This is a genomic window from Streptomyces sp. ISL-43, from assembly GCF_018614195.1.
In the GTDB taxonomy this organism is placed as follows: domain Bacteria; phylum Actinomycetota; class Actinomycetes; order Streptomycetales; family Streptomycetaceae; genus Streptomyces.
The window spans coordinates 1-25,260 of record NZ_JAGGOT010000047.1 but is presented as its reverse complement, the minus strand read 5'-3'; the positions used below and the strand labels follow the sequence as shown (position 1 = coordinate 25,260).

Below are 25,260 nucleotides of genomic sequence, written 5' to 3'. Positions count from 1 at the left end.
GCCATGCCATTCGGCGGGCCGTACCCGTTCGCGGGCTCCGCCGTGCCCCCGCATGCGGCACCGGATCCCGGATTCCCAGAAGGACATCAGGCGATGACCCCTGCCCTGCTCACCCGCCCGACCGCTCACGCCGCCGCCACCGCCACCACGGCCCCCGGTACGACCCCGGCCCCCGCACGCCACGCCGCCGGCCCCGACGAGGCGGTCACCCTGCTCGCGCTGGCCGCCCGCGACGGCGACCCCGCCGCCGTGGACCGGTTCGTACGCGCCGTGCAGCGCGACGTACGCCGCTACGTCGCCTACCTCAGCGCCGACCCGCAGTCCGCCGAAGACCTCACCCAGGAGACCTTCCTGCGCGCCCTGGGCAGCCTGCACCGCTTCGAGGGCCGCTCCTCCGCCCGTACGTGGCTGCTCTCCATCGCCCGGCGCACCGTGGTGGACAGCCTCCGCCACAAGGCGGCCCGCCCCAGGATCGCCGACAGAGACGACTGGCAGACGGCCGCCGAGCAGACCCAGCCACGCGGTCTGCCGGGCTTCGAGGACGGGGTCGCCCTCGCGGAACTCCTGGCGGAGATCCCCGCGGAGCGGCGCGAGGTCTTCGTCCTCACCCAGCTCCTCGGGCTCCCGTACGCCGAGGCGGCCCTCATGCTCGGCTGCCCGATCGGCACGGTCCGCTCCCGCGTGGCCCGCGCGCGCTCGTCCCTGATCGACCTGCTGGCGGACGCCGAGACCCCGCTCGCCGCCTGACCGGCGAAGAGCACCCGCACGCGGGGGCCGGACCGCACGCGGTCCGGCCCCTGGCGCGGGTACTCGGGTGAGAGGAGGCGGTCAGGCGAGGAGCTTCTCCTTGGCCTTGGCGAACTCCTCCGGAGTGATGTCGCCCTTCTCCTTGAGGGAGGACAGTTTCGCGAGCTCCTCGATCGGGCTGTGGCCGGGCCCGGAGCCGCCCGCCGCCTTCCGGACGTAGTCCTGGAAGGCCCTCTCGCTCTCCTCGGCCTGCTTCACGTCCCGCTTGCCCATGCCGTGGCCGCGCACGATCAGGTAGACGAAGACTCCGAGGTAGGGCAGCAGGAGCACCAGGACCAGCCATCCCGCCTTGCCCCAGCCGTGCAGGTCGTGGTCGCGGAAGATGTCCGTGATCACCTTGAACAGCAGGAAGAACCACATCACCCACAGGAAGAGCCAGAGCATCGTCCAGAACAGGTTGAGCAGCGGATAGTCGTCCATGCGTCACTCCGATCACATAAGGGACAGATCAATTCATACCGTCCGTTCGAGTGATCCGCACGCCGAGTAGCCGGTCCGGCGGCCGCGCGGGAGCATGGACGCATGGAGGAGCGCTTCCCCGGCGGGATCAGCGCGCCGGGGCGGGTCGCCGGCGTCGGGGAGGGCATCGGCCAGGACGAGCTGGCGCTCGCCGCGCGCAACCACGGAATGCCCCTGGAGGCCATGCGCTACGAGGTCACACCCCCGGGCCTGCACTACGTGCTGACGCACTACGACATCCCCGAGGGCGAGGCCGACAGCTGGCGGCTCGCCGTCCACGGGCGCCTCGAGCACCCCTTGGAGCTGGGCCTGCGGGACCTGCGGGCACTCCCCGCCGTCACCCGCCGGGTCACCATGGAGTGCGCGGGCAACGGGCGGGCCCGGCTCTCCCCTCGCCCGGTGAGCCAGCCGTGGCTGCTGGAGGCGGTGGGCACCGCCGACTGGACGGGCGTGCCGCTGCGCGCGGTGCTCGCCGAGGCGGGGGTGGCGCCGGACGCCGTCGAGGCGGTGTTCACCGGCGCCGACCACGGGGTGGAGCGGGGTGTCGAGCAGGACTACCGGCGCAGCCTGCCGTTGCCCGTCGACGCGGACGTCCTGCTCGCCCACACGATGAACGGCGGGCCGCTGCCCCCGCAGCACGGGCATCCGCTGCGGCTGGTCGTGCCCGGCTGGTACGGGATGGCCCACGTGAAGTGGCTGCGGGACATCGAGCTCGTCGACGCGGCCTTCGGCGGGTTCCAGCAGGCCGTCGCCTACCGGTTCAGGCAGAGCGCGGAGGAGTCCGGCGAGCCGGTCACCCGCATCGCGCCGCGCGCCCTGCTGGTCCCGCCCGGCTTCCCCGACTTCATGTCGCGCACCCGCGTCGTGCGCCCGGGTCCGGTGCGGCTGGCCGGGCGCGCGTGGTCGGGCTACGGGGCGGTCGTGCGCGTGGAGTTCAGCGCCGACGGGGGCGGCGGCTGGGCCGACGCCGAGGTGCGGTCGCCGGGGGAGCATCCGTACGCCTGGCAGGGCTGGCACGCCGACTGGACGGCGGCCCCGGGCAGCCACACCCTCCTGGTCCGCGCCACCGACGCCTCGGGCCGCACCCAGCCGCTCGAACAACCGTGGAACCGGGGCGGCTTCGGCAACAACCTCGTTCAGGCCGTCTCCGTCGAGTGCTGCTGAGCCCACCCGACCGGCCCACCCGGCCCACCCCTTGCCACGCGGGTCCCCTTCCCTCGAAACTGACACATCGTCAGATCGTTGCGAGGGAAGGAACCGAGGATGCAGACCATCTGGCTCGGCGGACCCGAGTGGGTCGCCGTTCTGCGGATCGGGCTCGGGCTGTGGTGGCTGGAGAGCTGGCGGCACAAGGACAAGAAGGACTGGTTCGGCGGAGGCGGCATCCGCTGGGCGGCCGGGGTGGCCGCCGAGCACCGCTGGGGCTTCGTCACACGCGGCTTCGACCTCGTCGTGAAGCCGTACCCGCGCTTCATGGCCTACCTCGTCGCCTACGCGGAACTGGCGCTCGGGCTCGGCCTCATCGCCGGGTTCCTGACCCCGATAGCCCTGATCGCCGGGCTGCTGCTCAACCTGGTCTACCTGGTGCTGATGATCCACGACTGGGGCGAGCAGGGGCAGAACCTGATGATGGCCCTGATCTCCGCGGTCGCCTTCTTCGCGATGGGGTGGCAGGTCTGGTCCCTGGACAACCTGCTGGGGCTGTTCTGACCCTCCCCCGCACCGGGCGGCGGTGCCTGCGCGAGCGGCACCGCCGGCCGCCTTGTCATCCCTGTCGGCCCTGTCAGCCCTGCCGGTCCAGCGGGTTCGCCGCAATGCGGGCCCGCGCGCCGCTCGCCACGTAGGCCGCCGCCGCACACTGCGGCTTGCGCGCGGCCTGGTCCGAGACGAGCGCGAAGAAGGCCTCGCCGAAGCCGAGCCGCGGGTACTCCGCGAGGAGCGCGGCCGTGAAGACCGGGTCGGCGTCGCCGACACCGGTCCCGGAGACGTCCGCGGTCGTGCCGACCTGGAGCAGGTGGCTCTCGACGTCCTCGGCCGCCGTCACGTCGTCGCGCATGTGCAGCACGATGACCCGCTCGGCGCGCGCCCGCCGCTCCGCCGGCCAGCCCAGGCCCGCCGTCAGCACCCGGGCGACGTGCCCGCCCGCCTCCTCGAAGGGCAGGGTGTGGCTGTCGAAGGGCGCGGTCAGCCCGAGATCGTGCACCAGCGCGCTGACGTAGAGGAGTTCGCGGTCGTACGAGAGCCCGTGCCGGTCCGCGTACTCGGCGGCGAAGGCGTAGGAGCGGACGGAGTGGTTCAGCAGCGCCGCGTCCGTGTACTCGGCGGCGATCTCCAGCGCGGCGCGGGCCGACGGAGTGTCAAGAGTCCATGTCACAAGGGTCATGGCGGGTCAGCGTAGGCGGCGGGTGAAGTCCACCTCCGAGGGGCCCGCCTCCCCCGGCCAGGCCAGCAGCCGGGCCGGAGCCGCCGGGGTCTCGGCGAGGACGGTGCCGCGCGAGACGACGTAGCGGGGGCGGACCTGGCGCCGGACCGCCTCGGCGGGCGTCTCGGCCGGCAGCAGGACGAAGGAGGCCGCCGCGCCCTCGGTGATGCCGTACTCCGCCGCGGACAGGCCGAGGACGCGCGCCGCACGCTCGGTCACCATCTCGAAGGCCACCGGGACCTCGTCCGCTCCCGTGAGCTGGGCGGCGTAGATCCCGACGAGGGCGGTCTGCAGCGGGTTGCCGGTCCCGAGCGCGTTCCAGGGGTCCATCACGTCGTCGTGGCCGAAGGCCACGTTCACGCCGGCGCCCAGCATCTCCTTGACCTGGGTGAGGCCGCGCCGCTTGGGGTAGGCGTCGAAGCGGCCCTGGAGGCCCAGGTTGGCGAAGGGGTTCGAGACGAGGTTGATCCCGGAACGCGCCAGCAGCCGCTGGAGTTTGAAGCTGTACGCGCCGCCGTAGGAGCCCATCGCCGTCGTGTGCGAGGCCGTCGCGCGCTCGCGCAGCCCCGAGCGCAGCGCGAGCGCGGCCAGCACCTCCACGAAGCGCGACTGCTCGTCGTCGATCTCGTCGCAGTGCGCGTCGATCCGCAGTCCGTGCTCCTCGGCCAGCGCGAAGGCGATCGACAGCGAGGCCACCCCGTCCTCCCGGGTGTCCTCGAAGTGCGGGATCGCGCCGACGACGTCGGCCCCGCGCCGGACCGCCTCGCGCAGCAGCGCCTCGCCGTCGGGGAAGGAGACGATGCCCTCCTGCGGGAAGGCGACGATCTGCAGGGTCATGACGTCCCGGACCCGGTCGCGCACCTCCAGCAGCGCGTCGAGCGCGGTCAGCGCCGGGTCGGTGACGTCGCAGTGGGTGCGGACGTGCAGGACGCCCTGCGCCGCCTGCCAGCGCAGCACCTCGGTGGCCCGCGCGACGGCGTCCTCGCGAGTCAGGGTCCGCTTGCGCTCGCTCCAGCAGGCGATGCCCTCCCAGAGGGTCCCGGAGGCGTTCGGGCGCGGCTCGCCGGCCGTCAGGGCGGTGTCGAGGTGGATGTGCGGTTCGACGAAGGGGGCGCTGAGGACACCGCCGTGGGCCTCGATCAGCACCCCCGTCGCCGGTGGTTCCTTCTGATCGTCGTACGGGATCACGCGCGCGATCCGGCCGTCCTCCGCGACCTCGACGTCGTGCAGGCCTTCGCTGTGCAGCAGCCGGGCGCCCCGGACGATCATCCGCATGGCGCCAGCCTACGCACGCCGCACGGCACCGGCCCGCGCGCCGCCCACTCGTGAGCCGCCCGCTCGCCGCCCGCTCGTCAGCCGCTCGCCGGCCGCTCGTCAGCCGCGCTTGGCCTGCGCCTTCTGCTGCATGCCCCGCGTCTTCGCGGAGAGCGACTGCACGTCTCTGACGGCGGCCTTGGCGCGCGCCTCGGCCGCCGTGTTCTTCGCCATCGCACGCTCGGAATCCTGGTGGCCGTGCTGACCGGTACGCGCCTTCTTCGCCATGACCTCTGCTCCTCCGACGGGAACGGGACGGAACTTCGTACGCAGACCACCTTGCGCCCGTTCGGCCCAGTCGGCATCTCGGGCGATCGGGTTACGTGGCTCCTCCCCGCACTGACGGTTTTGAGCCTGCCGACCACCGGCCGGTGCCCTTCGCGCCTCCGGGCCGGGGATCGCATTCCCACCCGGCCCCGCGTCCGGGGAGGATGGAGGCATGACTGACGCCACCGCCGATGCCACCGCCAACGCCGACGCACTCGCCGCCATGCCCGACTGGGAGAAGCGTTTCCGGGCCCCGCGGGTGGGGCTGCCCGACTGGGCCGAGGACGCGCCCGACCGCTCGCTCTTCGTCTCCAACGCGACCGGTACCTACGAGCTGTACGCCTGGGACCGCGCCACCGGCACGCAGCGGCAGGCCACCGACCGGCCCAACGGGACGACCGACGGCACCCTCTCCCCCGACGGAGAGTGGATCTGGTGGTTCTCCGACACCGACGGCGACGAGTTCGGCACCTGGGTCCGCCAGCCCTTCGCCGGCGGCCCCGACGAGCCGGCCACCCCCGGGCTGGAGCCCTCGTACCCCGCCGGTCTGGCCATCGGGCGCGACGGGACGACCGTCGTCGGGCGCTCCACCGACGAGGACGGGAGCACGATCCACGTCGTACGGGCCGACGGCTCGGCGCCGTCCGTCGTCTACCGGCACCGCGAGTCGGCCGGGGTCGGCGACCTGTCCCGCGACGGGACCCTGCTGGCCGTCGAGCACACCGAGCACGGCGACGCGATGCACTCCTCGCTGCGCGTGATCACGCTCGACGGGGAGACCGTCGCCGAGCTGGACGACTCCAAGGGCGGGACGCTGGAGCTCGGCCTCACGGTCCTCGGTTTCGCTCCCGTCGCGGGCGACACCCGGCTGTTGATCGGCCACCAGCGGCGCGGCCGCTGGGAGCCGATGGTGTGGGACGTGGCCGCGGGCACCGAAGAGGAGCTGGACATCGAGCTGCCGGGCGACGTCGGCGCCGAGTGGTACCCGGACGGGTCCGCGCTGCTGATCGAGCACAGCCACGAGGCCCGCAGCGAGCTGCTGCGCTACGACCTGGCCGCGCGGGAGCTGCTGCGGCTGGACACGCCGCCGGGGACGGTGTCGGGCGCGACGGCACGGCCCGACGGGTCGGTGGAGTACCAGTGGTCCTCGGCGGCCGAGCCCTCGGCCGTGCGGTCCACGGCGGGCGGGGTCGTCCTCGACCCTCCCGGTTTCCGGCCGCCGGGCTCCGTGCCGGTCGAGGACGTGTGGGTCGAGGGCCCCGGCGGGCGGATCCACGCCCTCGCGCAGCGCCCGGCGGGCCACGGCGACGGCCCCTTCCCGACGGTCTTCGAGATCCACGGCGGGCCCACCTGGCACGACAGCGACGCCTTCGCGGCGACCCCCGCGGCCTGGCTCGACCACGGTTTCGCGGTCGTACGGGTCAACTACCGCGGCTCCACCGGCTACGGCCGCGAGTGGACCGACGCCCTCAAGCACCGGGTCGGCCTGATCGAGCTGGAGGACATCGACGCCGTGCGCGAGTGGGCGGTGGCCTGCGGCCTCTCCGACCCGGCGCGCCTGGTCCTGTCGGGCGGCTCCTGGGGCGGCTACCTGACGCTGCTGGGCCTCGGCACGCAGCCGGACGCATGGGCCGTGGGCCTGGCCGCCGTACCGGTCGCCGACTACGTGACGGCGTACCACGACGAGATGGAGGCGCTGAAGTCCCTGGACCGCACGCTCTTCGGCGGTACGCCGGAGGAGGTCCCGGACCGCTTCGAGGCCTCCTCGCCGCTGACGTACGTGGACGCGGTGAAGGCGCCGGTCCACATCGCGGCGGGCGTCAACGACCCGCGCTGCCCGATCCGGCAGATCGAGAACTACGTGGACCGGCTGGCGGCGCGCGGGGCGGAGCACGAGGTGTACCGGTACGACGCCGGGCACGGCTCGCTCGTCGTGGAGGAGCGGATCAAGCAGGTCCGGATGGAACTGGACTTCGCGCTGAAGCACCTGCCGCCGCGGGCATGAGGCACCGGCGCCCGCACGCGTAGCCGCACCTGCCGCGGAGCCGTCCCGGCCGCCCCGGCGGCCGGGAAGCGGTGCACCCCCCGTACGGTGGTGGGGTGCACCGGTTTCTCCTGACCCCGCGCTGGTGGGGGATCAACGTCTTCGTCGCGCTCGGCGTTCCCTTCTGCCTGTTCATGGGGACCTGGCAGCTCGGTCGGTTCGAGGACCGCGTCGACAGCCACAAGGAGGCCTCCGCCGCGCGCCCCGCCGACCAGGCGGCCGCGCCGCTGGACTCGCTGCTCCCGGTGGACAAGGAGACCTCCGGACGGCTCGCCTCCGTCTCCGGGGAGTACGCCGACCAGCTGCTCGTCCCGGAGCGGCGACTCGACGGGAAGACCGGTTTCTACGTCCTGACCCTGCTCAAGACCGACACCGGCAAGGCCGTCCCCGTGGTCCGGGGCTGGCTGCCGGGTGGCGCGGACGCGGGCCGGGCTCCGGCCGCACCGACCGGGCGGGTCGAGGTGACGGGCGCGCTGCAGGCATCGGAGAGCTCCAGCGGCAAGGGCGTCTACTCCTCGGGCGGCCTGCCGGCCGGGCAGCTCGGCGTCATCGGAGCGGCCTCGCTCGTCAACATCGTGCCGTACGGCCTGTACGACGCCTGGCTGACCGTGCAGACCCCGGCCGACGGGATGACCCCGGTCCCGGCGCAGGCTCCGGTCAACACCGGGCTCGACCTCAAGGCCTTCCAGAACCTCGGCTACACCGGCGAGTGGTTCGTCTTCGCCGCGTTCGTGCTGTTCATGTGGTTCCGGCTCTACCGGCGCGAGGTGGAGACCCTGCGCGACGAGGAGGCGGGCCTCCTGCCGGAGCCGGAGACGGCCACGGCCGCCGCCCCGGCCGGCTCGGCCTGAGCCGGCCGGACCTGAGGCGAGCCGTCGTCCCCTTACGGCTTCGGCGACTCCGCCAGCGGGATCGCACCCGTCCGGTAGACCGTCCCGCCGCACGCGTCGGGGATGGTCGTCTGTGTCGTCGGGGCGACCGACAGCGGCGTGTTCGGCGTGTGGGACACCGCCACGCCCGTGGTGCTCGGCGCCGGGGGAGCCGTCTGCTGATCCGTCTCGCCCGTCTGCGAGCCCGAGCCCGTGCCCGTGCCCGAGCCCGTGCCCGTGCCCGTGTCCGCGTAGGAACCCTGCCCGGGGTCCGTGGAGCCGCCCTCCGGGGGCTTGGAGCCCTCGGTGGCTCCCGCGGCCGTACAGGCCTGCACCGGCGGCACCCACGCGAAGCGGACCTCGTACGCGGCGTTCGGCGCGAGCATCATCAGCGGGACCTCGGCCGACGGGTCGGGCAGTCCGGTCGCCGGGTCGCCCGCGGTGTGGCCGACGACGGCCACCCCGGACCCGCCCTGGCCGGGCGCGGGGCCGCTCGCCGGGGCGGCGGTGACCGTGTCCGGGCCGAGGACGGTACAGCCCCGCCCCGAGACGTTGGTGACCTTGAAGCTGCCGTAGACCTTGCCGTCGGCCTCCCGGGGCCGGGCGCTGCCCGCCACCCCGAGCTGCTCCGCGCTGCAGCCGGGCACGCCCGGAGCCGCCGGCGGGGGCAGCAGGACGGTGCCGGCCGCGGCGGAGCCGCCGGGCAGGACGCCGGTGGCGCCCGTCGGGTTGGTGTTCGGCACGACCGGAGGCAGGCCGCCGGTGGACGGGGTCGGCGCCGCGCCGGTGGCACCGCCCGCGCCCTGCCCCGGACCGGGGGTGGGCCTGGTGGGCTTCGGGGCGGCGCCGTTGCCGTTCTGGTGCGGGTCGGAGACCCCGTTGTCCTTGTTCCCGCCCTGCTGGCCGTGGCCCGCCATGGCGGAGTGGTCGGTGGAGTCGCCCTGCGCCCCGGTCATCCGCAGGGCGGCCGGGATCCCGGTGCCCACCAGCAGCGCGGCCGCCGCGGCGGCGACGAGCGCCTGCCGCTTGCGGGTCCGGCGCAGGGGGACGGCGTGCCGCAGCCGCTCCAGCGCGTCGCCGGAGGGTTCGAGTCCCAGGACGGCGCCGCGCATCAGGTCCCGGAGCGCCTGCTCCTCACCGCCGGGCTCGCGGCCCACGGACTGCGCGCCGACGGGCTTCGCGCCGGCGGCTTCCGCACCGGCGGCCTCCCTACCGGCGGGGTTCAGGCCGGCGCCCGCCGCTCCGCGCATCAGCTCCCGCAGCGCCGCCTGGCCCTCGCCGGCGGATCCGCGCGTCAGCCCGTGCAGGCCGCGGTCCTCGCCGGAGGCTCCGCCCCGCAGGCTCCGCAGTGCCTTTTCCTCGCTCACCTTGCGGTCCTCGTTCATGACTGCGCCGCCTCCATCGCCACACGCAGCGCGGCAATGCCCCGCGATCCGTACGCCTTGACCGAACCGAGCGATATGCCGAGCGTCTCGGCGACCTGGACTTCCGTCATGTCCGCGAAGTAGCGCAGCACCAGCACCTCGCGCTGGCGGCGCTGCAGACCGCGCATCGACTTGATGAGATCGTCCCGTTCCAGCAGGTCGTAGGCGCCTTCCTCGGCGCTCGCCATGTCCGGCATCGGCTTCGACAGCAGCTTGAGGCCGAGGATGCGGCGGCGCAGGGCGGAGCGCGAGAGGTTGACGACGGTCTGGCGCAGGTAGGCCAGGGTCTTGTCCCGGTCGCGGACCCGGCTCCGGGCCGAGTGGACGCGGATGAAAGCCTCCTGGACCACGTCTTCGCAGGAGGCGGTGTCGTCGAGGAGGAGCGCGGCGAGACCGAGGAGCGAGCGGTAGTGGGCCTGGTAGGTCTCGGTGAGGTGGTCGACGGTGGTCCCCGCCACCACTTCGGCCGTCTCTGTGCTCCCGGAGGCCTCCGCGCTGTCGCGGGGCCCGGGCACGCGGCCGCTCAGGTTCGGTATGACCGTGGGCAGGGCGGGAGCCGCGGGAGTCGTCGTGGCCGACGGGACGGGAACGATCACCGGGAGACCGCCGGGCGCGCGGGAGCGCAGGCGCGACGGGATCGTCCCGGTGCGCACCGATATGACGGGGAAGTCCAACAATGCTTCAGCCACGCCAGTTGGACACGCGTCCCCCCGTCAGGGTTGTACGCGCGAGGCAGACTCATCGGCGTGGTTCCCATTGCCCTCATGCGTAGCCGCTCTCCCCGCCGTTCCCGTCGTACGACGGCGGCCGGCGGGCCATCACCTTGATCAAGGGATCACCGATGATCCTACAAAGTGAAATACCCAAACTCACCCGCGACGAGCTCCGCGGTCTGTGTGGCGTTCAACGCCGCGCCCTGGCGCAGGTTGTCCGCGCAGACGAAGAACTCCAGGGAGGCCGGGTCGTCGAGGGAGCCCCGCACCCGTCCCACCCAGGCCGGATCCGTCCCCGCGGCGTCCGAAGGAGTCGGGAACTCGCCCGCCGCCGGGTCGTCCACGAGGACCACACCGGGCGCCGCGTCCAGGATCTCCCGGGCGTGCACGGCGTCGACGGCGGCCTCGAAGCGGGCCCGTACGGTCAGTGAGTGCCCGGTGAGCACGGGCACCTGTACGCAGGTCACCGAGACCGGCAGCTCCGCCAGGTCCAGGATCCGGCGCGTCTGCGCCCGTACGGCCAGCTCGTGCGAGGACCAGCCGTCCTCGCGGAGCTCACCGGACCACGGCACGACGTTGAGCGCGAGCGGAGCCGCGAAGGGGCCCGCGTCCTCGCCCACGGCACGGCGTACGTCCCCGGGGAGCTCCCCCAGGGAGGTTCCGGCGACCTGGGACAGCTGGCGGCGCAGCGCCTCGGAGCCGGCCCGTCCGGCCGCGCTCGCGGCCTGGTACGAGGAGACGGCCAGCTCGGCCAGCGCGTACTCGGCGTGCAGCGCGCCCAGCGCCGCGATCATCGCGGCGGTCACGCAGTCGGGTCCGGCGACGATCCCGCGCGGGCGGATCCGGGCCGCGTGCCCGTTCACCTCCGGCACCACGAGCGGCACCTCGGGGTCCTCGCGGAAGGCCGCGGACTGGTCGACGACGACGGCGCCGCGCGCGGTGACGACGGGAGCCCACCGGGCCGAGACCTCGGCGGGGGTCAGGAAGAGTGCGATGTCGCCCGGCCCGAGGCCGTCGAAGGCGTCCTCGGTGAGGGCGAGCACCTCGGTCTCCTCGGCGCGCACGGTCAGCCGTCGGCCGGCCGAGCGCGACGAGGCGATCAGGCGTATGTCGCCCCAGACGTCCGCCCGCTGGGACAGGATCTGGAGCAGGACGGAGCCGACCGCTCCGGTCGCCCCGACCACGGCGAGTGCCGGTGCCGAGGCCGACCGGGTGACGGTCATCGTCCGGTGCCTCCGTAGACGACGGCTTCGTCGCTGTCGGAGTCGAGGCCGAAGGCCGTGTGCACGGCGCGGACGGCCTCGTTGACGTCGTCCTGGCGGGTGACGACCGAGATGCGGATCTCGGAGGTGGAGATCAGCTCGATGTTGACGCCCGCGTCGGACAGCGCCTGGAAGAACGAGGCGGTGACGCCCGGGTTCGTCTTCATGCCGGCGCCGACCAGGGAGATCTTGCCGATCTGGTCGTCGTAGCGCAGGGAGTCGAAGCCGATCGTGGCCTTCGCCTTCTCCAGGGCGTCGATGGCCTTGTGGCCCTCGGCCTTGGGGAGGGTGAAGGAGATGTCCGTCAGGCCCGTGGAGGCGGCGGACACGTTCTGCACGATCATGTCGATGTTGATCTCGGCGTCCGCGATGGCGCGGAAGATCGCCGCGGCCTCGCCCGGCTTGTCCGGGACGCCGACGACCGTGATCTTGGCTTCGGAGACGTCGTGGGCGACTCCGGAGATGATGGCGTGCTCCACCGGCTCGTCTCCTTGCGGATTCTCGTTGCTGACCCAGGTGCCCGGCAGTCCCGAGAAGGACGAGCGGACGTGGATCGGGATGTCGTAGCGGCGCGCGTACTCGACGCAGCGGTGCAGCAGCACCTTGGAACCGGAGGCCGCGAGCTCCAGCATGTCCTCGGAGGAGATCCATTCGATCTTCTTGGCCTTCTTCACGACGCGGGGGTCCGCGGTGAAGACGCCGTCGACGTCGGTGTAGATCTCGCAGACCTCGGCGTCCAGCGCGGCGGCCAGCGCGACGGCGGTCGTGTCCGAGCCGCCTCGGCCGAGGGTGGTGATGTCCTTGCTGTCCGCCGACACGCCCTGGAAGCCCGCGACGATGGCGATGTTGCCCTCGTTCAGCGCGGTGCGGATACGGCCCGGCGTGACATCGATGATGCGCGCTTTGTTGTGGACCGAGTCGGTGATGACGCCTGCCTGGCTACCGGTGAACGACTGGGCCTCGTGGCCCAGGCTTCTGATCGCCATGGCCAGCAGGGCCATGGAGATCCGCTCCCCGGCGGTCAGCAGCATGTCGAATTCGCGTCCGGCAGGCATCGGGGACACCTGCTCGGCGAGATCGATCAGCTCGTCCGTCGTGTCGCCCATCGCGGAAACCACGACGACCACCTGGTGGCCGTTCTTCTTGGCGTCCACGATCCGCTTGGCGACACGCTTGATGCCCTCGGCATCGGCTACGGAGGAGCCTCCGTACTTCTGCACGACAAGGCCCACGTGCGCTCCTCGCTCATTTCCGTTACTGCGGTCAGTGACGCAGTCTAGCGAGCGCCCGGCATCCGACCGCGACGTACCACATCATGAGACGTTCCGTTCATCTCATGATCACGGTCAGTTGGCGTACTCCTTGAGCTTCTCGGTCTCCAGCGTGACCTTGACCGGCTCGGGCAAGTCGATCACGGCCCCGAAGGGCCGGGTCGTGATCGCGCGGTACCGCCCGCCTTCGGGTTCCGCGTGAACGACGACCGATTGGTTCTCCCGGTCGATGAGCAGGTACACGGGAATCCCCGCCTGCGCGTATCCGTCGGGCTTCTCCGTCCGGTCCCGCGCATTGGTGTCCCGATCGTGCGAGGTGACCTCGACGGCCATGAGGACCCCGTCCGGTTCGGCCCACTCGCCCCGCCCGCCGAGGTACCCGCAAGCCGCCAGAACGGCATCGGGGCGCGCTCGACCCTTGCGGTACGACTCGACCATCAGCCCATGCTCCGGATAGAGCGACAGGTCCGGCCGGTGCTGCATGCAGTGCTTCAGCAGCCACATGACGATCGTCTGGTGATTTCCGTCCGGCGCCTGCTTGACCTGCACCCTTCCCTGGATGAACTCCAGCCGCACCAGCTCGGGCGCGTTGCGGGCGAGTTCTTCGAATTCCTCGGTGGACATCTGGGCCTGGGCGCCAGTGGGCTGCTGCACGCTCATCCGCGCCTCTTCGGGGGCAGGCCAGCGGCCTCGCGGAGGGTGTCGGCGAGGACCTGGACCTCCTCGGGCCCGGGGGCGGGGCGGGGGGCCGACTGCGGGGTGGCGGGGGGAGCCTCCGGGGCCTCTGCGAAGTTCAGCGTCTCGAGCCACGCGTCGAACTCCGTGTAGTCGATCTCACTGTCGTCCACCACACAGTCCGGGCAGACCCCGTTGACGATCTCGACGGTCTGCTCGGTGTCGTCGCAGTACATGCACATCAGCATGGCCTGCTCGACCGTCTCGGGCTCGGGCTCGATACTGCGCTTCGGGGGCATCTTTTCCTCCAGTCGCTTGCGGATGAGCGCTGCGGGATGGCGCAGCGGCTTGGGCAGCCCGTTCGTCAGGGCGTACGTGAGCTGGCACACGTCGACCCCGCTCTCCAGCCACGCCGTGGCCAGCGGAGCCAGCGAGGCGCACTCGGCGGCGGACAGCACCGCGGCGGGGTCGGTGTCCTTGAGCTTGGCGAGGACCCGGTAGGCGGTGGTCCGCTCGACCGGCAGGACCTGGGCGGCCCCGGCGACCGCAGCGGGGTCGACGGCCTCGGCGGCCTCACCGCCCGCCGACGGCTCCACGGGCGCCACCCCCGGCACCGGCACCAGCCGGGCACCGACGGAGCGGCAGTAGGCCCGCCACCAGGCGTCGTCCCGGGCGGTCCGGGAGAAGTACGTACGCGTCACCCAGCGCGAGCTGCCCTCGCGGACCACCCGCTCTTTCAGCCTGCGCAGGTGCCCGGCTGCTGTGAGGTGGTCCAACGCGCCCCGCGCACCGGCCTGCCCCATCCCCGAGAGGTGCGCGGCCAGCGTCTTGTGGTCCATCGCGGCGCCCTCGGGCAACCGGTCGATAAACACGGCGAGCGCGGCGTCACGCTTGCTCAGGTGTCCGAAATCATCGGCCGTGCGGGCCAGTTGGCCGGGCGCCTCGCGCTTTCCGAAGCCGGGGTTGGCCATCGGGTGGGCGACGGCGGACATGACAGGGCTAAAGTCGACAGCAGCCACGAGATCGCCTCTGATCCGATCTTGAAGGTCAGACCCCGGCACGGTGTTCCAGCACCTGTCGGGGTCGTTCTATGTGACGGACGCTAGACCCTTCACCACGCCACGTGTCAAGCCGGTCACAAATAGTCATCTCGGTTGTCGTGAACGGACATTGGGTTGGGTGGTTGGTTTTTAACCCAACCACCCAACCGCATAACCAAAAGGAGCTCGGGGCTCGGAGCTCAGTGCTCGGAGCTCACCCCAGACGCGAGGAACACCGCCCAGGGGGTAGCCCCGAACGTCAGTTCCGGCCCGGCGGCGACCTTGGAGTCCCGGACATGGACGGCGGCGGGACAGGCGGCGACCTCGACGCAGTTGTCGCCCTCGGAGTCGCTGTAGCTCGACTTGTGCCAACCGAGGGCGACTTCGACGCAGGCGTCACCCTCCGAGTCGCTGTAGCTCGACTTGGACCATCGCAGTGCGCGGCTCATAGCTCATCCACCATCCGTTTGATGAAGGCGACCGACCCCCTGTGGTCGAGGGCCGTCGCACGGATCATCCCAAGGCGCTCCGTATGGGTACTCACGATGTCCGGATCGGAGGTCAGCTGGCTCAGCGACTGCCCAGTCGAATAGGCGGAGTACTCGTGTTCGTGGGACTCCATCAGGACCATGGGTCCTATCGTGGCCGCTGGCATGACCCGGACGAAGGGCAGCACCTGGAGGGAGACGTTGCGCAACTTGGCAGCCCACATAAGGCTGACAAGCTGTTCGCGGTGCACGTCGCGACCACCCAGCGGGCAGCGCAGAGCGGCCTCGAAGATGACGAAGCTGAAGGCCACCGTGGGCTTCCCGGTGAGGATCGCCTGCCGCTCCAGGCGGGCCGCGACCCGCTGTTCCACCGTCTCGTCGTCCACGGGAGGCCAGTGGTTCGCCATCAAGGCCCGCGCATAATCCTCGGTCTGCAACAACCCAGGGATGAGCGTGACTTCGTACGACCACAGACTGCGCGCTCCCTTCTCCCGCTGCATGAAGTCCTGCGCCCGCGCAGGGAACTTCTCCCGCCGCAGATACCCCGCCGCAGCGCTCAACAGGCCCTCCGCCTGGAACAACGCGTCTGCCGCGTCCAGCAGTTGCGGTGTCGGCATGCGCACCCCCTGCTCCATCGCCTTGATGGTGTCCGGGGAGTACTTGGCGGCCGTGCCCAGTTCCTCGCGGGTCACGCCGGCCTTGATGCGCCACCGTTTGAGCTGGTCCCCGGCGTAGCGCCAGGAGGCAGGTACAGGGGGGTTCGGGACTGACACAGCGGCCACCTCCGGCAGCTACGACACGCTTTGTATCCGCTCGGTCACTGTCGAGCGTAGACCCGGCACGCCAGGCTGCGGGCATGAACCGGACACGTCGGCCCGATTGGGTCCCCCTCCTCGGCCACCACCTGCGCCGCACCGGCATCCACTTCGACGCCGTGCGCATCCAGGGCGTACGCGGGGAGGCGGTGGCCGCGCGGCTGATCGAGGCGACCGGCGGGCGTGCCGGGCCGATCGTGTGCGAGGCCAGCGGCTTCCGGTGGATGTACTTCCTGCTGCCGCCCGGGACCTCCCGGGCGTACGCCTGGCCGCTGGGCGTGCAGCGCTTCGGGGCCGGGCAGCGGACCGTCGCCTACATCGGCGTACCGGCCCTGGACGGCAACACCTGGCCGCTGATGTGGCAGTCGCCGCCGTCCGCCGTGGCGCCCTTCGTGGACCCGGGGGCCCTGCACGCCGTCCTGGCGCCGGAGGGCGGCGTTTCCACTCCCCCGTGACGTGGCCGGGGGCGGCCGCGTCAGGCGGGCCTGTGGCGGCCGAGACCGCCGAGCTCCTCGGCCATGACCTGCCCCGCCTGCTCGGCGAGGTCGTCCTCGGCCAGGTCCTCGTCCGTGTCCAGCCCGTCCAGGGCCTGCAGCGGCTGGTCCAGCCGTACGTGCGCCACGAGCGACTGCAGGGCGCGCAGCGTGGCGGAGGCGGTTGGCCCCCAGTTGGTGAAGTACGAGAACTGCCACCACCACAGGGCTTCGGTGATCCGGCCCGCCTGGTAGTGGATGAGCCCGTGCCGCAGGTCCGCCACCACGTCGGCCAGGTCGTCGGAGATCCGGTGCGCGACCGGGGCCTTGCGCGGCTCGTAGGGGTCGAAGACCTCGGAGTAGACGTCGACCGGCTCCAGCATCAGCGCGAACCGCTCGCGCAGGTCGTCCACGTCCGGCTCCGGGCCCAGGTCGGGCTCGTAGCGCTCGTCGGGCAGGACGTCCTGGTACGCGCCGAGCCGGCCGCCCGCCAGCAGCAGCTGGGAGACCTCCAGGAGGAGGAAGGGCACCGCGCTGTCCGGGTCCTCGCCCTTGGCCACCTCGGTGACCGCGACGATGAAGGACTCGATCTGGTCCGAGATCTGGACGGCGAAGTCGTCCGGATCCTGCCCCAGGGCGTGCAGCGTTGCGTCAGACATCGAGAAGTCGCCTTCCTTCAAAGGCCCGCCCGAGCGTGACCTCGTCCGCGTACTCCAGATCTCCCCCGACGGGGAGCCCGCTGGCCAGGCGGGTGACCTTCAGGCCCATGGGCTTGATCATGCGGGCGAGGTAGGTGGCGGTCGCCTCGCCCTCCAGGTTCGGGTCGGTCGCGATGATCAGCTCGGTGACCGCGCCGTCGGCGAGCCGCGCCAGGAGCTCCCGGATGCGCAGGTCGTCCGGGCCGACGCCCTCGATCGGGCTGATCGCGCCGCCGAGGACGTGGTACCGGCCCCGGAACTCGCGGGTCCGCTCGATCGCGACGACGTCCTTCGACTCCTCGACCACACAGATGACCGACAGGTCGCGGCGCGGGTCGCGGCAGATGTTGCACCGCTCCTCCTGCGCCACGTTCCCGCACACCGCGCAGAACCGGACCTTGTCCTTGACCTCGAGCAGCGCGTGCGCGAGGCGGCGGACGTCGGTGGGCTCGGCCTGCAGGATGTGGAAAGCGATCCGCTGCGCGCTCTTGGGCCCGACGCCGGGCAGCCTGCCCAGTTCGTCGATCAGGTCCTGGACCACGCCTTCGTACAACGGACTGCCTTCTTTCGATATGGGGTGCGGGACCCGCGGGTGCGGGGCTCGCGGTCGGGCCTAGTGCCGCAATGCCTAGAACGGGAGGCCGGGGATACCGCTGCCGCCGCCCAGCCCCTGGGCCAGCGGCCCCAGCTTCTGCTGCTGGAGCGCCTGCGCGTTCTCATTGGCCGCCTGGACCGCCGCGACGACCAGGTCCGCGAGCGTCTCCGTGTCCTCGGGGTCCACGGCCTTCGGGTCGATCACCAGTGCGCGCAGTTCACCGGAACCGGTGACGGTCGCCTTGACCAGTCCGCCGCCGGCCTGGCCCTCGACCTCGGCCTGCGCCAGCTCTTCCTGGGCCACGGCGAGGTCCTGCTGCATCTTCTGGGCCTGCTGGAGCAGCTGCTGCATGTTGGGCTGACCACCACCGGGAATCACAGGTCACTCACTCCGTAACTTCGTCGTGTCGGCCCGGGCGTCGGACCGCTCGGTCAAATCCGAGCCTACGTGCTCCCCGGGCACCGCGCCCTACGCCGTGAGGACCAACTCTTTCGAGTGAGAGACGAGGCGTGCGCGTACCTGCTGGGGCCCTCCTTGCGGGCGGAAATCCCGGGAATCGTCGCCCATCGCGCCTCATTCGAAGGTAGGAAGAGCATGCGCACCATTGCGCACACGCGCACCACCACACGTCAGCGCAGGCAGAGGGAGTGCCGGGTGAGTCAGCCGGAGATGCAGCCCGAGGGGCCACCCCGGGATCCCGCAGAGGACGGCGACCTTACCGGCCGGCCGTTCCCTCTCGGGGACTGGGGCGAGCCCGCCGAGCGGCTCGACGAGCTCTACCGGCGGGTCGAGGCCGACGCGCTGCGCACCGCCGAGTGGTACCTCGCGGACCGGGGCTGGAAGCGCCGGGGCGCCCGCGTCCTGCGGGCCGGGGCGGCCGTGGGCGCGGTCCTGGGCGCCGCGATGCCGCTGTTGGAGCTGACCGGCTCGGCGCCCGGTGCGGCCTCGTACGGCTACCTCTCGCTCCTCCTGGGAGCGGCCTGCCTGGCCTGCGACCGGTTCTTCGGCATGACCTCGGGCTGGATGCGGGACGTCGCGACGGCGCAGGCCGTGCAGCGGCGCCTGCAGACCCTGCAGTTCGACTGGGCCTCGGAGAACGTACGGGAGGTCCTGGGCCCTACGGAGGGCACCGCGAGCGAGGCGGCGGAACGATGTCTCACCGTGCTGCGCCGGTTCTCCGAGGACGTCACGGAGCTGGTGCGCTCCGAGACCGCGGAGTGGATGGTGGAGTTCAGCTCGGGCCCCGCGCCGCTGGTGATGCAGTCCCTGGGCGCGGGCGGGGCCCGCTCGGACGCGTACGTCCCTCCGGCCCGCTTCCCCCTCCCTCCGGGCACCCGCCCGAACATGCCCCGGCAGAGACCGCCGGAGCAGCCGCGCTGACACCCACGGCCGGGCCTCCCGGGGCTGGGCCCCGGGAAGCCGGCTCCGGGCGGAATCCGGGCCGAGTCCGGCTCAGCTGAAGATGATCATCGAGCCCTGTCCGAGGCTCCGGGTCGCCGCCGCGTGCAGACCCAGCCACACGTGCCGCTCGCGCGCGAAGGGGCTGTCGTCGTAGGGGATCGGCCCCGCGGGCTCCTCCAGCGACGTCGGCCGCCCCGGCGGGGCGGGCGCCACCGGCGGATTCCCGGGGTCTATCCCGATCGCGGGAGCCACCACCGCCAGCTCCCTCAGCAGCCCCTGGGCCGACCCCAGCGGGCCGCCGCCGGCCAGCAGCTCCTCGTTGGCCAGCGGAACCGCGAAGTCCACGGGGACGTACGCCCCCGCGTGGTCGTAGTGCCACACCAGGTGCGACTGCTGGGCCGTCGACTCGAACATCTCCAGCAGCTGCTCGTAGTCCCCGCCCAACTCGTCCACCGGCGTCACCGGCAGCCCGCAGATCTGGAGCAGGTACGCCCGCCGCAGGAAGTGCAGGGCGTCGTAGTCGAAACCGGCCACCGGGGCGACGTCCCCGGAGAGCCCCGGCATGTACGCGAACACCGGCACGGACGGCAGTCCGGCCTCGCCCAGCACCTTGTCGTACGAGGCGATCTCTTCCGCGAAGGGGTTGTCGGGGCTGTGGCACAGCACGTCGACAAGGGGGACCAGCCACAGGTCACAGGCCACTCGGCCTCCGATCAGTCGATTTCGCCGATCGGGCCAGCGTAGTGCGCCGGACACGCTCCGCGAAGGGGTGAGCAGAACCTCGCACCGGAGCCCGCGCCGCGCCACCGGCTCCCACGGGGGCTACGGCGCCGCCGGTCCCACCCTCCAGACCCACGCGTCCAGCACCTTCTCCGGCGGCCGGCCCAGCAGCCCGCTGATCAGGTCCCGCAGCTCGGTGTCCCGCTCCTGGACGGGCAGGACGACCACGCCCGCCTTCCAGTACTCCAGGTCCTGGCGGGCCTGGGCCTGCCAGGCCGGGTCGACCTCGGGCGGCTGCGCGCCGTAGCGGACGTCGCGCAGGAGGTTCGACAGGTGCCTGGGGGTGGCCCCGTAGATGCCGATCCGGTCGGGTCCCCACGGGCCGTTGAAGTAGCCGCCGGCCAGCCGGAAGCCGAAGTCCGCCTCCACCTGCCAGTGCAGCGCGTCCGCCTGGCCCGGGTCCGGCAGCGGTACCGGAACGAGTGCCTCGCCGTCCTTGACGTAGTCCTTCCACGACCCGGAGGTGATGAAGGCGGGAACCGGCGCACGGTCCCGGACGGTCAGCGGCAGCGGCAGGACCGGAATCAGCGCGGCCGCCGCCCCGAACAGGCCGAGCGTGCGCAGCTCGCGCGTGCGCATCCGCACGATCCGGTCGAGCGCGAGGGCGAGCAGGATGCCGAGGACGGGGGCGCAGACCATGGCCACGCGCCCCTCGATCACCGACTCGAAGAGCGGCAGCTCGATCATCAGCCGCCAGGGGCCCGGCAGCACGACCTCCGTGCGCGGTACGGGCACCCACGGGCCCAGCGACAGCAGCAGCGTGACGAAACCGGTGATCGCGAGGGCCCGTACGGTCCTGCTGCGCCACAGCCACACGCAGACGGCGACGCCGAAGGCCAGCAGGGGCCAGCCGTAGAAGGCGTTCTGCTCGGTGGTGTTCAGGGAGAGGCGGGCGGCCGTCTCGGGGTCGCCGAAGAGCGAGCGCCCGGCGTACTCGATGAGGGCGCGCGGGCTGTTCCCGGCGTTGTCCCCGTGCAGGATCGCGTGGTAGCTCTGCGGGCCGAAGAACTGCCAGAACAGCGGGACGGCCACCAGCGGCAGGCAGACGGCGAGGGCGACGACCAGGCCGGCTCCCAGCGGCCGCGCGGCCGCGAGGGCGCGGCGGCGGTCCACGAGCAGGCAGGCGAGGCAGTAGACCACCATGCCGAGCGCGGCGATGAGCAGCGGCTCCTCGCCGATGAAGATCTGGTACGTCGCGAACAGCCCGAGCAGGACCCCGTCACGCGTCACGTTCCGGCCCTCGCACAGGCGCATCGCCCGGTCGACGATCAGCGGGATCATGAAGAGGACGACGAAGTTCGGGTGGCCGTTGGCGTGCGAGACCATCGGCGGCGCGAAAGCGGCGAGCGCCCCGCCCGCGGCGGCGGCCCAGCGGCTGCGCACGAACCGGCGGCGGATCAGCCAGTACCAGGTCCAGGCGCTGGCGGCCATGCCCAGCGTGAGGACCAGCGCGAAGGTGACGGTCGCGCCGAAGAGCAGGGTGACCGGGATGAGCGGGACGTTCAGGCCGAGCATCGTGGCGTTGGCCATGAGGTTCACGCCGTCCGGCATGCCCTGGGCGAAGGTGAAGAGCGGATTGCGCAGGTGGGTGATGTTGTCGGTGGTGACTCCGACGAACCACTCCCACTGGTTCTGGTCCTGGAGCGCGTCCGCGAGGTAGCTGCCGTCGAGGTCCGCCCACAGGCCTTGGAAGACGTAGAAGGAGAGCACGAGGAAGGCGGCGGCGACGGCGAGGCCGCCGGCGTTCAGGCGCGGCAGCTCGCGGAGCGCGAGGCGGCGCTCGCCGGCGGGACGGCGGGGACGGCCGGTGCGGGCCGGGCGTACGGGGCCTGCGGTGCGCGTGCTGTCCGCGGTGCGGGCGGCACGGTGCAGCGGGACCTCGGCCACGTGCCAGCCCTGGCGGCGGATCCAGCGCAGGACCTCGGCGTCGATGGCGGGGCCGTCGAGGGTGGAGGCGCCGAAGGCGGCGCGGGCGCGGTCGCCGTCGAAGAGGGCGAAGCCGCAGGTGTCGGCGCGGAATCCCGGTATGCCCGGGATGCCGATGGCGCGGACCAGACGGTTCCCGGACCGGCCGAGGACCGCGGCGGGGATCGAGGTGTGGATCGAGGTGTGGACCGGCGTGTGGACCGAGGTGTGGACCGAGGTGTGGCCACCGGCCGGGTCCGGGCCGGGGTCGAGGGCCTGCGCCCGCTCCTCGGCTTGGTCCAGGACGCGCTCCAGACGGGCCAGCTCGTCGAGCGGCGTGGTGAGGCCGGCGTCGGTGATCAGCACCCGCCGGCCGGCGGACGCGAGCACTCCGGCACGCAGCGCGGCTCCCTTGCCGGGGCGGTGGTTTCCGGGTTCCCCGTCGGGGTGCGAGTCGAGGCGCACCAGCCGGATCCGCGGCTCGTCGGCGGCCGCCGCCAGGACGGCATCGGCGGGGCCGTCGCCGACGACGACGAGTTCCCAGTCGCCGGGCCCGGCGCCGAGCAGGGCGTCGAGCCGCCCGGGGGCGGTGGCGAGCGTCCCGCCGATGCGGTCGTCCCCGCCGAGGACGGGGATGACGACGGAGAGTCCGACGGCACCGAGCCACGGCGTCGCGGCCGGGGCCGTCGGGTCTGCCGGGGCCGTCCGGTCCGCCTGGGCCGTCCGGTCCGCCGGAGCCGTCCGGTCCGCCGGAGCCGTCCGGTCCGCCGGAGCCGCGCTGCTCGCGCTCGCGCCGTTCTCCGGGCTCACTGGCCGGCCGCCTTCGGCCCGAGGCCCGCGGCCCAGTCCAGACCGTGCTGGTTGTACGCGTGCACGAGGCGGCGTACCTCCTCGGCGTCCGCGCGGGTCACCGCGTCGATCAGTTCGTTGTGGCCGGACCACAGGTCGGTGCGCAGGTGTGGCTCGGCCTTCAGGTAGGGGACCGCGAAGACCCAGCACTGCACGCGGAGCCGGTGCAGGAACTCCGAGATGTAGATGTTGCCGACCAGCCCGCTCAGCTCCCTCCAGAAGCGCAAGTCGTAGCCGATCAGCACTTCGAGCGAGCCGGTCAGCGACGCCCGCCGCGCCTCCTCCGCCCGACGGCGCACCGAGACCAGCCGCTCACCTGTGCCGGGAGCGGTGCCGCGTTCCACGAGCTGGCGGAAGATTCCTTCCACGATCAGCGTACGAGCCTCGATCATGCCCCGGAAATCATCCACGGAGAAGACTCGGACGCGGAAGCCGCGGTGCTGGACGGAGTCGAGCAGGCCCTGTCCGGAGAGGTCCACCAGGGCCTCGCGGACGGGGGTCGCCGAGACTTCGTACTGCTCGGCGATCTGCTTCACGGTGAACTCCGTGCCGGGCGGCAGACGTCCCGCGAGCACCTCGTCACGCAGCGCGTCCGCGATCTGCTGGCGAAGTGTGTTGCGAGTGACAGCGCCGCTGCCTGACATAGGGGTCCGTCTCCATCTGTGGGCTTCGGACACCTTAGGCCAGGCGGCGCGGCTGAAACTGATCGTTCTGTGGCCGCTATGTGGATTTAGCGCTCGTTATCCGGACGGTGGAACGCTCACCCCTCGGGCCGGCCCGGAACGGGCTGCTCACGGACGTGCGGGAACCCGTACGCACGCGTGCGGCCCTGCTCGAACCCTTTCGGGTCACACGAGCAGGGCCGCTGCGCAATGCGGGTCGGTCAGGCGCGGGCGTCAGGCGCGGACGTCAGGCGCGGACGTGCCGGTCGGCGACGGTCAGGGCGTCGTCCAGCAGGGCCAGGCCCTCCTTGGCGTCCGCCTCGGTGATGTTGCACGGGGGGACCACGTGCGTCCGGTTCATGTTGACGAACGGCCACAGTCCGGACGTCTTGCAGGCGGCGGCGAATTCGGCCATCGGCGCGTTGTCCGCGCCCGCGGCGTTGTAGGGAACGAGCGGCTCGCGCGTCTCCTTGTCCCGTACGAGTTCGAGCGCCCAGAAGGTGCCCAGGCCCCGCACCTCGCCGACGGAGGGGTGACGCTCCGCGATCTCGGCGAGGGCCGGGCCGATCAGGTTCTCGCCGAGGTGGGCGGAGTGCTCGACGATGCCCTCCTCGTCCATGGCGGTCATCGTCGCGACGGCCGCGGCGCAGGCCAGCGGGTGGCCGGAGTAGGTGAGCCCGCCCGGGTAGGGGCGCGTGGCGAAGGTCTCGGCGATCTCCGCGGAGATCGCGACGCCGCCGAGCGGGACGTAGCCGCTGTTGACGCCCTTGGCGAAGGTGATCAGGTCGGGCGTGACGTCCCAGTGCTCGGCGGCGAACCACTTGCCGGTCCGGCCGAATCCCGACATGACCTCGTCCAGGATGAAGACGATGCCGTGGCGGTCGCAGAGCTCGCGCACGCCGGCCAGGTAGCCGGGGGGCGGGGTCATGATCCCGGCCGTGCCGGGGACGGACTCCAGGATGATCGCGGCGATCGTCGCCGGCCCCTCGAAGGCGATGGTGTCGGCGAGGTGGGTGAGGGCGCGCGCGCACTCCTCGGCCTCGGTCGTCGCGTGGAAGGGCGAGCGGTAGAGGAAGGGTCCCCAGAAGTGCACGACGCCCGCGGCGGCCGTGTCCGAGGGCCAGCGGCGCGGGTCGCCGGTCAGGTTGATCGCGGCGGCGGTGGCGCCGTGGTACGAGCGGTAGGTGGAGAGCACCTTCTGCCGGCCGGTGTGCAGCCGGGCCATGCGGACGGCGTTCTCGACGGCCTCGGCGCCGCCGTTGGTGAAGAAGATCTTGTCGAGGTCGCCGGGGGTCCGCTGGGAGATGAGGCGTGCGGCCTCGGAGCGGACGTCGACGGCGAAACCGGGGGCCAGGGTGCAGAGCGTGGCCGCCTGCTCCTGGATGGCGGCGACGACCTTGGGGTGCTGGTGGCCGATGTTGGTGTTGACCAGCTGGGAGGCGAAGTCGAGATAGCGCTTGCCGTCGTAGTCCCAGAAGTGCGACCCCTCGGCTTTGGCCACGGCGAGCGGGTCGATCAGGGCCTGGGCGGACCAGGAGTGGAAGACGTGAGCGCGGTCGGCGGCCTTGACGGTGGCGCCCGAGGTGACGTGAGGGGTCATGCGGTCACGCTAGAAGTGCGCAGGTGGGGAGCGATATCGGCGGACTGTATGGGGGTGGGGGGCGGGTCTCGGCAGTCTGTATGGGGCGGTGCGATCTATTGACAGCACACTGTCGTTATGTCAGCCTACTGTCATAGGGCTTGACCAGAAGAGGTACGGGAACAGCACCGGAGGTGAGCACGATGAGCGAAACCCAGTCGGGAATCCATTCGGAAACCCAGCGATCCGGCGGGACCGGCGGGCGGGTCCACGTGGCCGTCTACGACACCTACGCCGACTGGGAGACGGGCCACACCACCGCCCATCTCACCCAGCGCGGCTACGAGGTCCGCACGGTCGGCCTCGCCGCCAAGGAGCCCGTCACCACCATGGGCGGCTTGCGCGTCCAGCCCGATCTGGCGCTGTCCGACCTGCGCCCCGAGGACTC

General features: G+C 72.2%; 27 protein-coding genes. 8 read left to right on the top strand and 19 right to left on the bottom strand.

What is annotated here, in order from left to right; all coding sequences use genetic code 11:
- The first annotated feature begins 93 nt into the window (after positions 1–93).
- Entirely contained in the window at positions 94–747 is a 654-nt protein-coding gene (locus tag J7F03_RS26180; protein ID WP_214953601.1) for a sigma-70 family RNA polymerase sigma factor, read from the top strand.
- Between the two features lie 81 nt (positions 748–828).
- On the opposite strand, the gene J7F03_RS26175 is transcribed toward J7F03_RS26180, so the two are convergent.
- The gene (locus tag J7F03_RS26175) at positions 829–1,227 is read right to left on the bottom strand and encodes an SHOCT domain-containing protein (protein ID WP_214953599.1); all 399 of its coding nucleotides are present in this window, start codon (positions 1,225–1,227) and stop codon (positions 829–831) included.
- Positions 1,228–1,329: 102 nt separating this feature from the next.
- Here J7F03_RS26175 and J7F03_RS26170 point away from each other — a divergent pair, with 102 nt between their 5' ends.
- Both J7F03_RS26170 and J7F03_RS26165 read left to right on the top strand, forming a co-directional pair.
- Complete coding sequence (locus J7F03_RS26170; protein ID WP_214953597.1) at positions 1,330–2,430, top strand: sulfite oxidase; 1,101 nt, start codon at positions 1,330–1,332, stop codon at positions 2,428–2,430.
- A gap of 99 nt (positions 2,431–2,529) precedes the next feature.
- Entirely contained in the window at positions 2,530–2,976 is a 447-nt protein-coding gene (locus J7F03_RS26165; protein WP_214953595.1) for a DoxX family membrane protein, read from the top strand.
- Positions 2,977–3,049: 73 nt separating this feature from the next.
- Here the strand turns inward: J7F03_RS26165 and J7F03_RS26160 are convergent, their stop codons facing one another.
- The 3 genes from J7F03_RS26160 to J7F03_RS26150 form a co-directional block, all read right to left on the bottom strand.
- The gene (locus tag J7F03_RS26160; RefSeq protein WP_214953593.1) at positions 3,050–3,649 is read right to left on the bottom strand and encodes an HD domain-containing protein; all 600 of its coding nucleotides are present in this window, start codon (positions 3,647–3,649) and stop codon (positions 3,050–3,052) included.
- A gap of 6 nt (positions 3,650–3,655) precedes the next feature.
- The gene (codA, locus tag J7F03_RS26155; protein ID WP_251072505.1) at positions 3,656–4,963 is read right to left on the bottom strand and encodes a cytosine deaminase; all 1,308 of its coding nucleotides are present in this window, start codon (positions 4,961–4,963) and stop codon (positions 3,656–3,658) included.
- Positions 4,964–5,062: 99 nt separating this feature from the next.
- Positions 5,063–5,230: a hypothetical protein gene (locus tag J7F03_RS26150; RefSeq protein WP_214953591.1), complete on the bottom strand. Its 168-nt coding sequence runs from the start codon at positions 5,228–5,230 to the stop codon at positions 5,063–5,065.
- Positions 5,231–5,441: 211 nt separating this feature from the next.
- Between J7F03_RS26150 and J7F03_RS26145 the strand changes: the two genes are divergently transcribed.
- The gene (locus J7F03_RS26145; protein WP_214953589.1) at positions 5,442–7,274 is read left to right on the top strand and encodes a prolyl oligopeptidase family serine peptidase; all 1,833 of its coding nucleotides are present in this window, start codon (positions 5,442–5,444) and stop codon (positions 7,272–7,274) included.
- A gap of 95 nt (positions 7,275–7,369) precedes the next feature.
- The gene (locus tag J7F03_RS26140; RefSeq protein ID WP_214953587.1) at positions 7,370–8,164 is read left to right on the top strand and encodes an SURF1 family protein; all 795 of its coding nucleotides are present in this window, start codon (positions 7,370–7,372) and stop codon (positions 8,162–8,164) included.
- A 32-nt stretch (positions 8,165–8,196) separates the two neighbouring features.
- On the opposite strand, the gene J7F03_RS26135 is transcribed toward J7F03_RS26140, so the two are convergent.
- From J7F03_RS26135 to J7F03_RS26100, 8 genes are all read right to left on the bottom strand, one after another.
- Entirely contained in the window at positions 8,197–9,567 is a 1,371-nt protein-coding gene (locus J7F03_RS26135) for a hypothetical protein (RefSeq protein WP_214953585.1), read from the bottom strand.
- Entirely contained in the window at positions 9,564–10,244 is a 681-nt protein-coding gene (locus tag J7F03_RS26130) for a SigE family RNA polymerase sigma factor (protein ID WP_214953619.1), read from the bottom strand. Before J7F03_RS26130 ends, J7F03_RS26135 begins: the two co-directional genes overlap by 4 nt.
- A gap of 209 nt (positions 10,245–10,453) precedes the next feature.
- On the bottom strand, positions 10,454–11,542 hold the full coding sequence (locus J7F03_RS26125) for an aspartate-semialdehyde dehydrogenase (RefSeq protein ID WP_214953583.1): 1,089 nt from the start codon (positions 11,540–11,542) through the stop codon (positions 10,454–10,456).
- The gene (locus tag J7F03_RS26120) at positions 11,539–12,813 is read right to left on the bottom strand and encodes an aspartate kinase (protein WP_214953581.1); all 1,275 of its coding nucleotides are present in this window, start codon (positions 12,811–12,813) and stop codon (positions 11,539–11,541) included. The genes J7F03_RS26125 and J7F03_RS26120 overlap by 4 nt, the downstream gene beginning before the upstream one ends.
- A gap of 114 nt (positions 12,814–12,927) precedes the next feature.
- Complete coding sequence (locus tag J7F03_RS26115; RefSeq protein WP_214953579.1) at positions 12,928–13,512, bottom strand: Uma2 family endonuclease; 585 nt, start codon at positions 13,510–13,512, stop codon at positions 12,928–12,930.
- A complete protein-coding gene (locus J7F03_RS26110) occupies positions 13,509–14,546 on the bottom strand; it encodes a hypothetical protein (protein ID WP_214953577.1) in 1,038 nt (345 codons plus the stop codon). Before J7F03_RS26110 ends, J7F03_RS26115 begins: the two co-directional genes overlap by 4 nt.
- A 221-nt stretch (positions 14,547–14,767) precedes the next feature.
- Positions 14,768–15,016 carry a DUF397 domain-containing protein gene (locus J7F03_RS26105; RefSeq protein ID WP_214953575.1) on the bottom strand — a complete coding sequence of 83 codons (249 nt, stop codon included), beginning with the start codon at positions 15,014–15,016 and terminating at the stop codon, positions 14,768–14,770.
- Entirely contained in the window at positions 15,013–15,828 is an 816-nt protein-coding gene (locus J7F03_RS26100; protein ID WP_214953573.1) for a helix-turn-helix transcriptional regulator, read from the bottom strand. Before J7F03_RS26100 ends, J7F03_RS26105 begins: the two co-directional genes overlap by 4 nt.
- Positions 15,829–15,911: 83 nt before the next feature.
- Between J7F03_RS26100 and J7F03_RS26095 the strand changes: the two genes are divergently transcribed.
- Positions 15,912–16,325, top strand: a complete 414-nt coding sequence (locus J7F03_RS26095; protein WP_214953571.1) for a hypothetical protein — start codon at positions 15,912–15,914, stop codon at positions 16,323–16,325.
- 20 nt (positions 16,326–16,345) lie between these two features.
- Here the strand turns inward: J7F03_RS26095 and J7F03_RS26090 are convergent, their stop codons facing one another.
- From J7F03_RS26090 to J7F03_RS26080, 3 genes are all read right to left on the bottom strand, one after another.
- Positions 16,346–17,002 carry a DUF5063 domain-containing protein gene (locus tag J7F03_RS26090; protein ID WP_214953569.1) on the bottom strand — a complete coding sequence of 219 codons (657 nt, stop codon included), beginning with the start codon at positions 17,000–17,002 and terminating at the stop codon, positions 16,346–16,348.
- A complete protein-coding gene (gene recR, locus J7F03_RS26085; RefSeq protein ID WP_214953567.1) occupies positions 16,995–17,594 on the bottom strand; it encodes a recombination mediator RecR in 600 nt (199 codons plus the stop codon). The genes J7F03_RS26090 and recR overlap by 8 nt, the downstream gene beginning before the upstream one ends.
- 75 nt (positions 17,595–17,669) lie before the next feature.
- Entirely contained in the window at positions 17,670–18,014 is a 345-nt protein-coding gene (locus tag J7F03_RS26080; RefSeq protein WP_112450812.1) for a YbaB/EbfC family nucleoid-associated protein, read from the bottom strand.
- A 276-nt stretch (positions 18,015–18,290) separates the two neighbouring features.
- Between J7F03_RS26080 and J7F03_RS26075 the strand changes: the two genes are divergently transcribed.
- Positions 18,291–19,016, top strand: a complete 726-nt coding sequence (locus J7F03_RS26075) for an SLATT domain-containing protein (RefSeq protein ID WP_214953565.1) — start codon at positions 18,291–18,293, stop codon at positions 19,014–19,016.
- A gap of 72 nt (positions 19,017–19,088) precedes the next feature.
- Here J7F03_RS26075 and J7F03_RS26070 read toward each other — a convergent pair whose 3' ends face one another.
- The 4 genes from J7F03_RS26070 to J7F03_RS26055 form a co-directional block, all read right to left on the bottom strand.
- On the bottom strand, positions 19,089–19,739 hold the full coding sequence (locus J7F03_RS26070) for a hypothetical protein (protein ID WP_214953563.1): 651 nt from the start codon (positions 19,737–19,739) through the stop codon (positions 19,089–19,091).
- Positions 19,740–19,859: 120 nt separating this feature from the next.
- Positions 19,860–22,532, bottom strand: a complete 2,673-nt coding sequence (locus J7F03_RS26065) for a glycosyltransferase 87 family protein (RefSeq protein WP_214953560.1) — start codon at positions 22,530–22,532, stop codon at positions 19,860–19,862.
- Positions 22,529–23,215, bottom strand: coding sequence for a GntR family transcriptional regulator (locus J7F03_RS26060; RefSeq protein WP_214953558.1), 687 nt, complete (start codon positions 23,213–23,215; stop codon positions 22,529–22,531). Before J7F03_RS26060 ends, J7F03_RS26065 begins: the two co-directional genes overlap by 4 nt.
- Positions 23,216–23,480: 265 nt before the next feature.
- The gene (locus J7F03_RS26055; protein ID WP_214953556.1) at positions 23,481–24,833 is read right to left on the bottom strand and encodes an aspartate aminotransferase family protein; all 1,353 of its coding nucleotides are present in this window, start codon (positions 24,831–24,833) and stop codon (positions 23,481–23,483) included.
- 182 nt (positions 24,834–25,015) lie between these two features.
- Between J7F03_RS26055 and J7F03_RS26050 the strand changes: the two genes are divergently transcribed.
- On the top strand, positions 25,016–25,260 hold a 245-nt coding region (locus tag J7F03_RS26050; RefSeq protein ID WP_214953554.1), incomplete at its 3' end, for a DJ-1/PfpI family protein.

Coding starts and splice junctions, on each gene's coding strand:
- J7F03_RS26180 (WP_214953601.1), top strand. CDS start 94: ATGACCCCTGCCCTGCTCACCCGCCCGACCGCTCACGCCGCCGCCACC.
- J7F03_RS26175 (WP_214953599.1), bottom strand. CDS start 1,227: ATGGACGACTATCCGCTGCTCAACCTGTTCTGGACGATGCTCTGGCTC.
- J7F03_RS26170 (WP_214953597.1), top strand. CDS start 1,330: ATGGAGGAGCGCTTCCCCGGCGGGATCAGCGCGCCGGGGCGGGTCGCC.
- J7F03_RS26165 (WP_214953595.1), top strand. CDS start 2,530: ATGCAGACCATCTGGCTCGGCGGACCCGAGTGGGTCGCCGTTCTGCGG.
- J7F03_RS26160 (WP_214953593.1), bottom strand. CDS start 3,649: ATGACCCTTGTGACATGGACTCTTGACACTCCGTCGGCCCGCGCCGCG.
- codA (WP_251072505.1), bottom strand. CDS start 4,963: ATGCGGATGATCGTCCGGGGCGCCCGGCTGCTGCACAGCGAAGGCCTG.
- J7F03_RS26150 (WP_214953591.1), bottom strand. CDS start 5,230: ATGGCGAAGAAGGCGCGTACCGGTCAGCACGGCCACCAGGATTCCGAG.
- J7F03_RS26145 (WP_214953589.1), top strand. CDS start 5,442: ATGACTGACGCCACCGCCGATGCCACCGCCAACGCCGACGCACTCGCC.
- J7F03_RS26135 (WP_214953585.1), bottom strand. CDS start 9,567: ATGAACGAGGACCGCAAGGTGAGCGAGGAAAAGGCACTGCGGAGCCTG.
- J7F03_RS26125 (WP_214953583.1), bottom strand. CDS start 11,542: ATGACCGTCACCCGGTCGGCCTCGGCACCGGCACTCGCCGTGGTCGGG.
- J7F03_RS26115 (WP_214953579.1), bottom strand. CDS start 13,512: ATGAGCGTGCAGCAGCCCACTGGCGCCCAGGCCCAGATGTCCACCGAG.
- J7F03_RS26105 (WP_214953575.1), bottom strand. CDS start 15,016: ATGAGCCGCGCACTGCGATGGTCCAAGTCGAGCTACAGCGACTCGGAG.
- J7F03_RS26095 (WP_214953571.1), top strand. CDS start 15,912: ATGAACCGGACACGTCGGCCCGATTGGGTCCCCCTCCTCGGCCACCAC.
- J7F03_RS26090 (WP_214953569.1), bottom strand. CDS start 17,002: ATGTCTGACGCAACGCTGCACGCCCTGGGGCAGGATCCGGACGACTTC.
- J7F03_RS26060 (WP_214953558.1), bottom strand. CDS start 23,215: ATGTCAGGCAGCGGCGCTGTCACTCGCAACACACTTCGCCAGCAGATC.
- J7F03_RS26055 (WP_214953556.1), bottom strand. CDS start 24,833: ATGACCCCTCACGTCACCTCGGGCGCCACCGTCAAGGCCGCCGACCGC.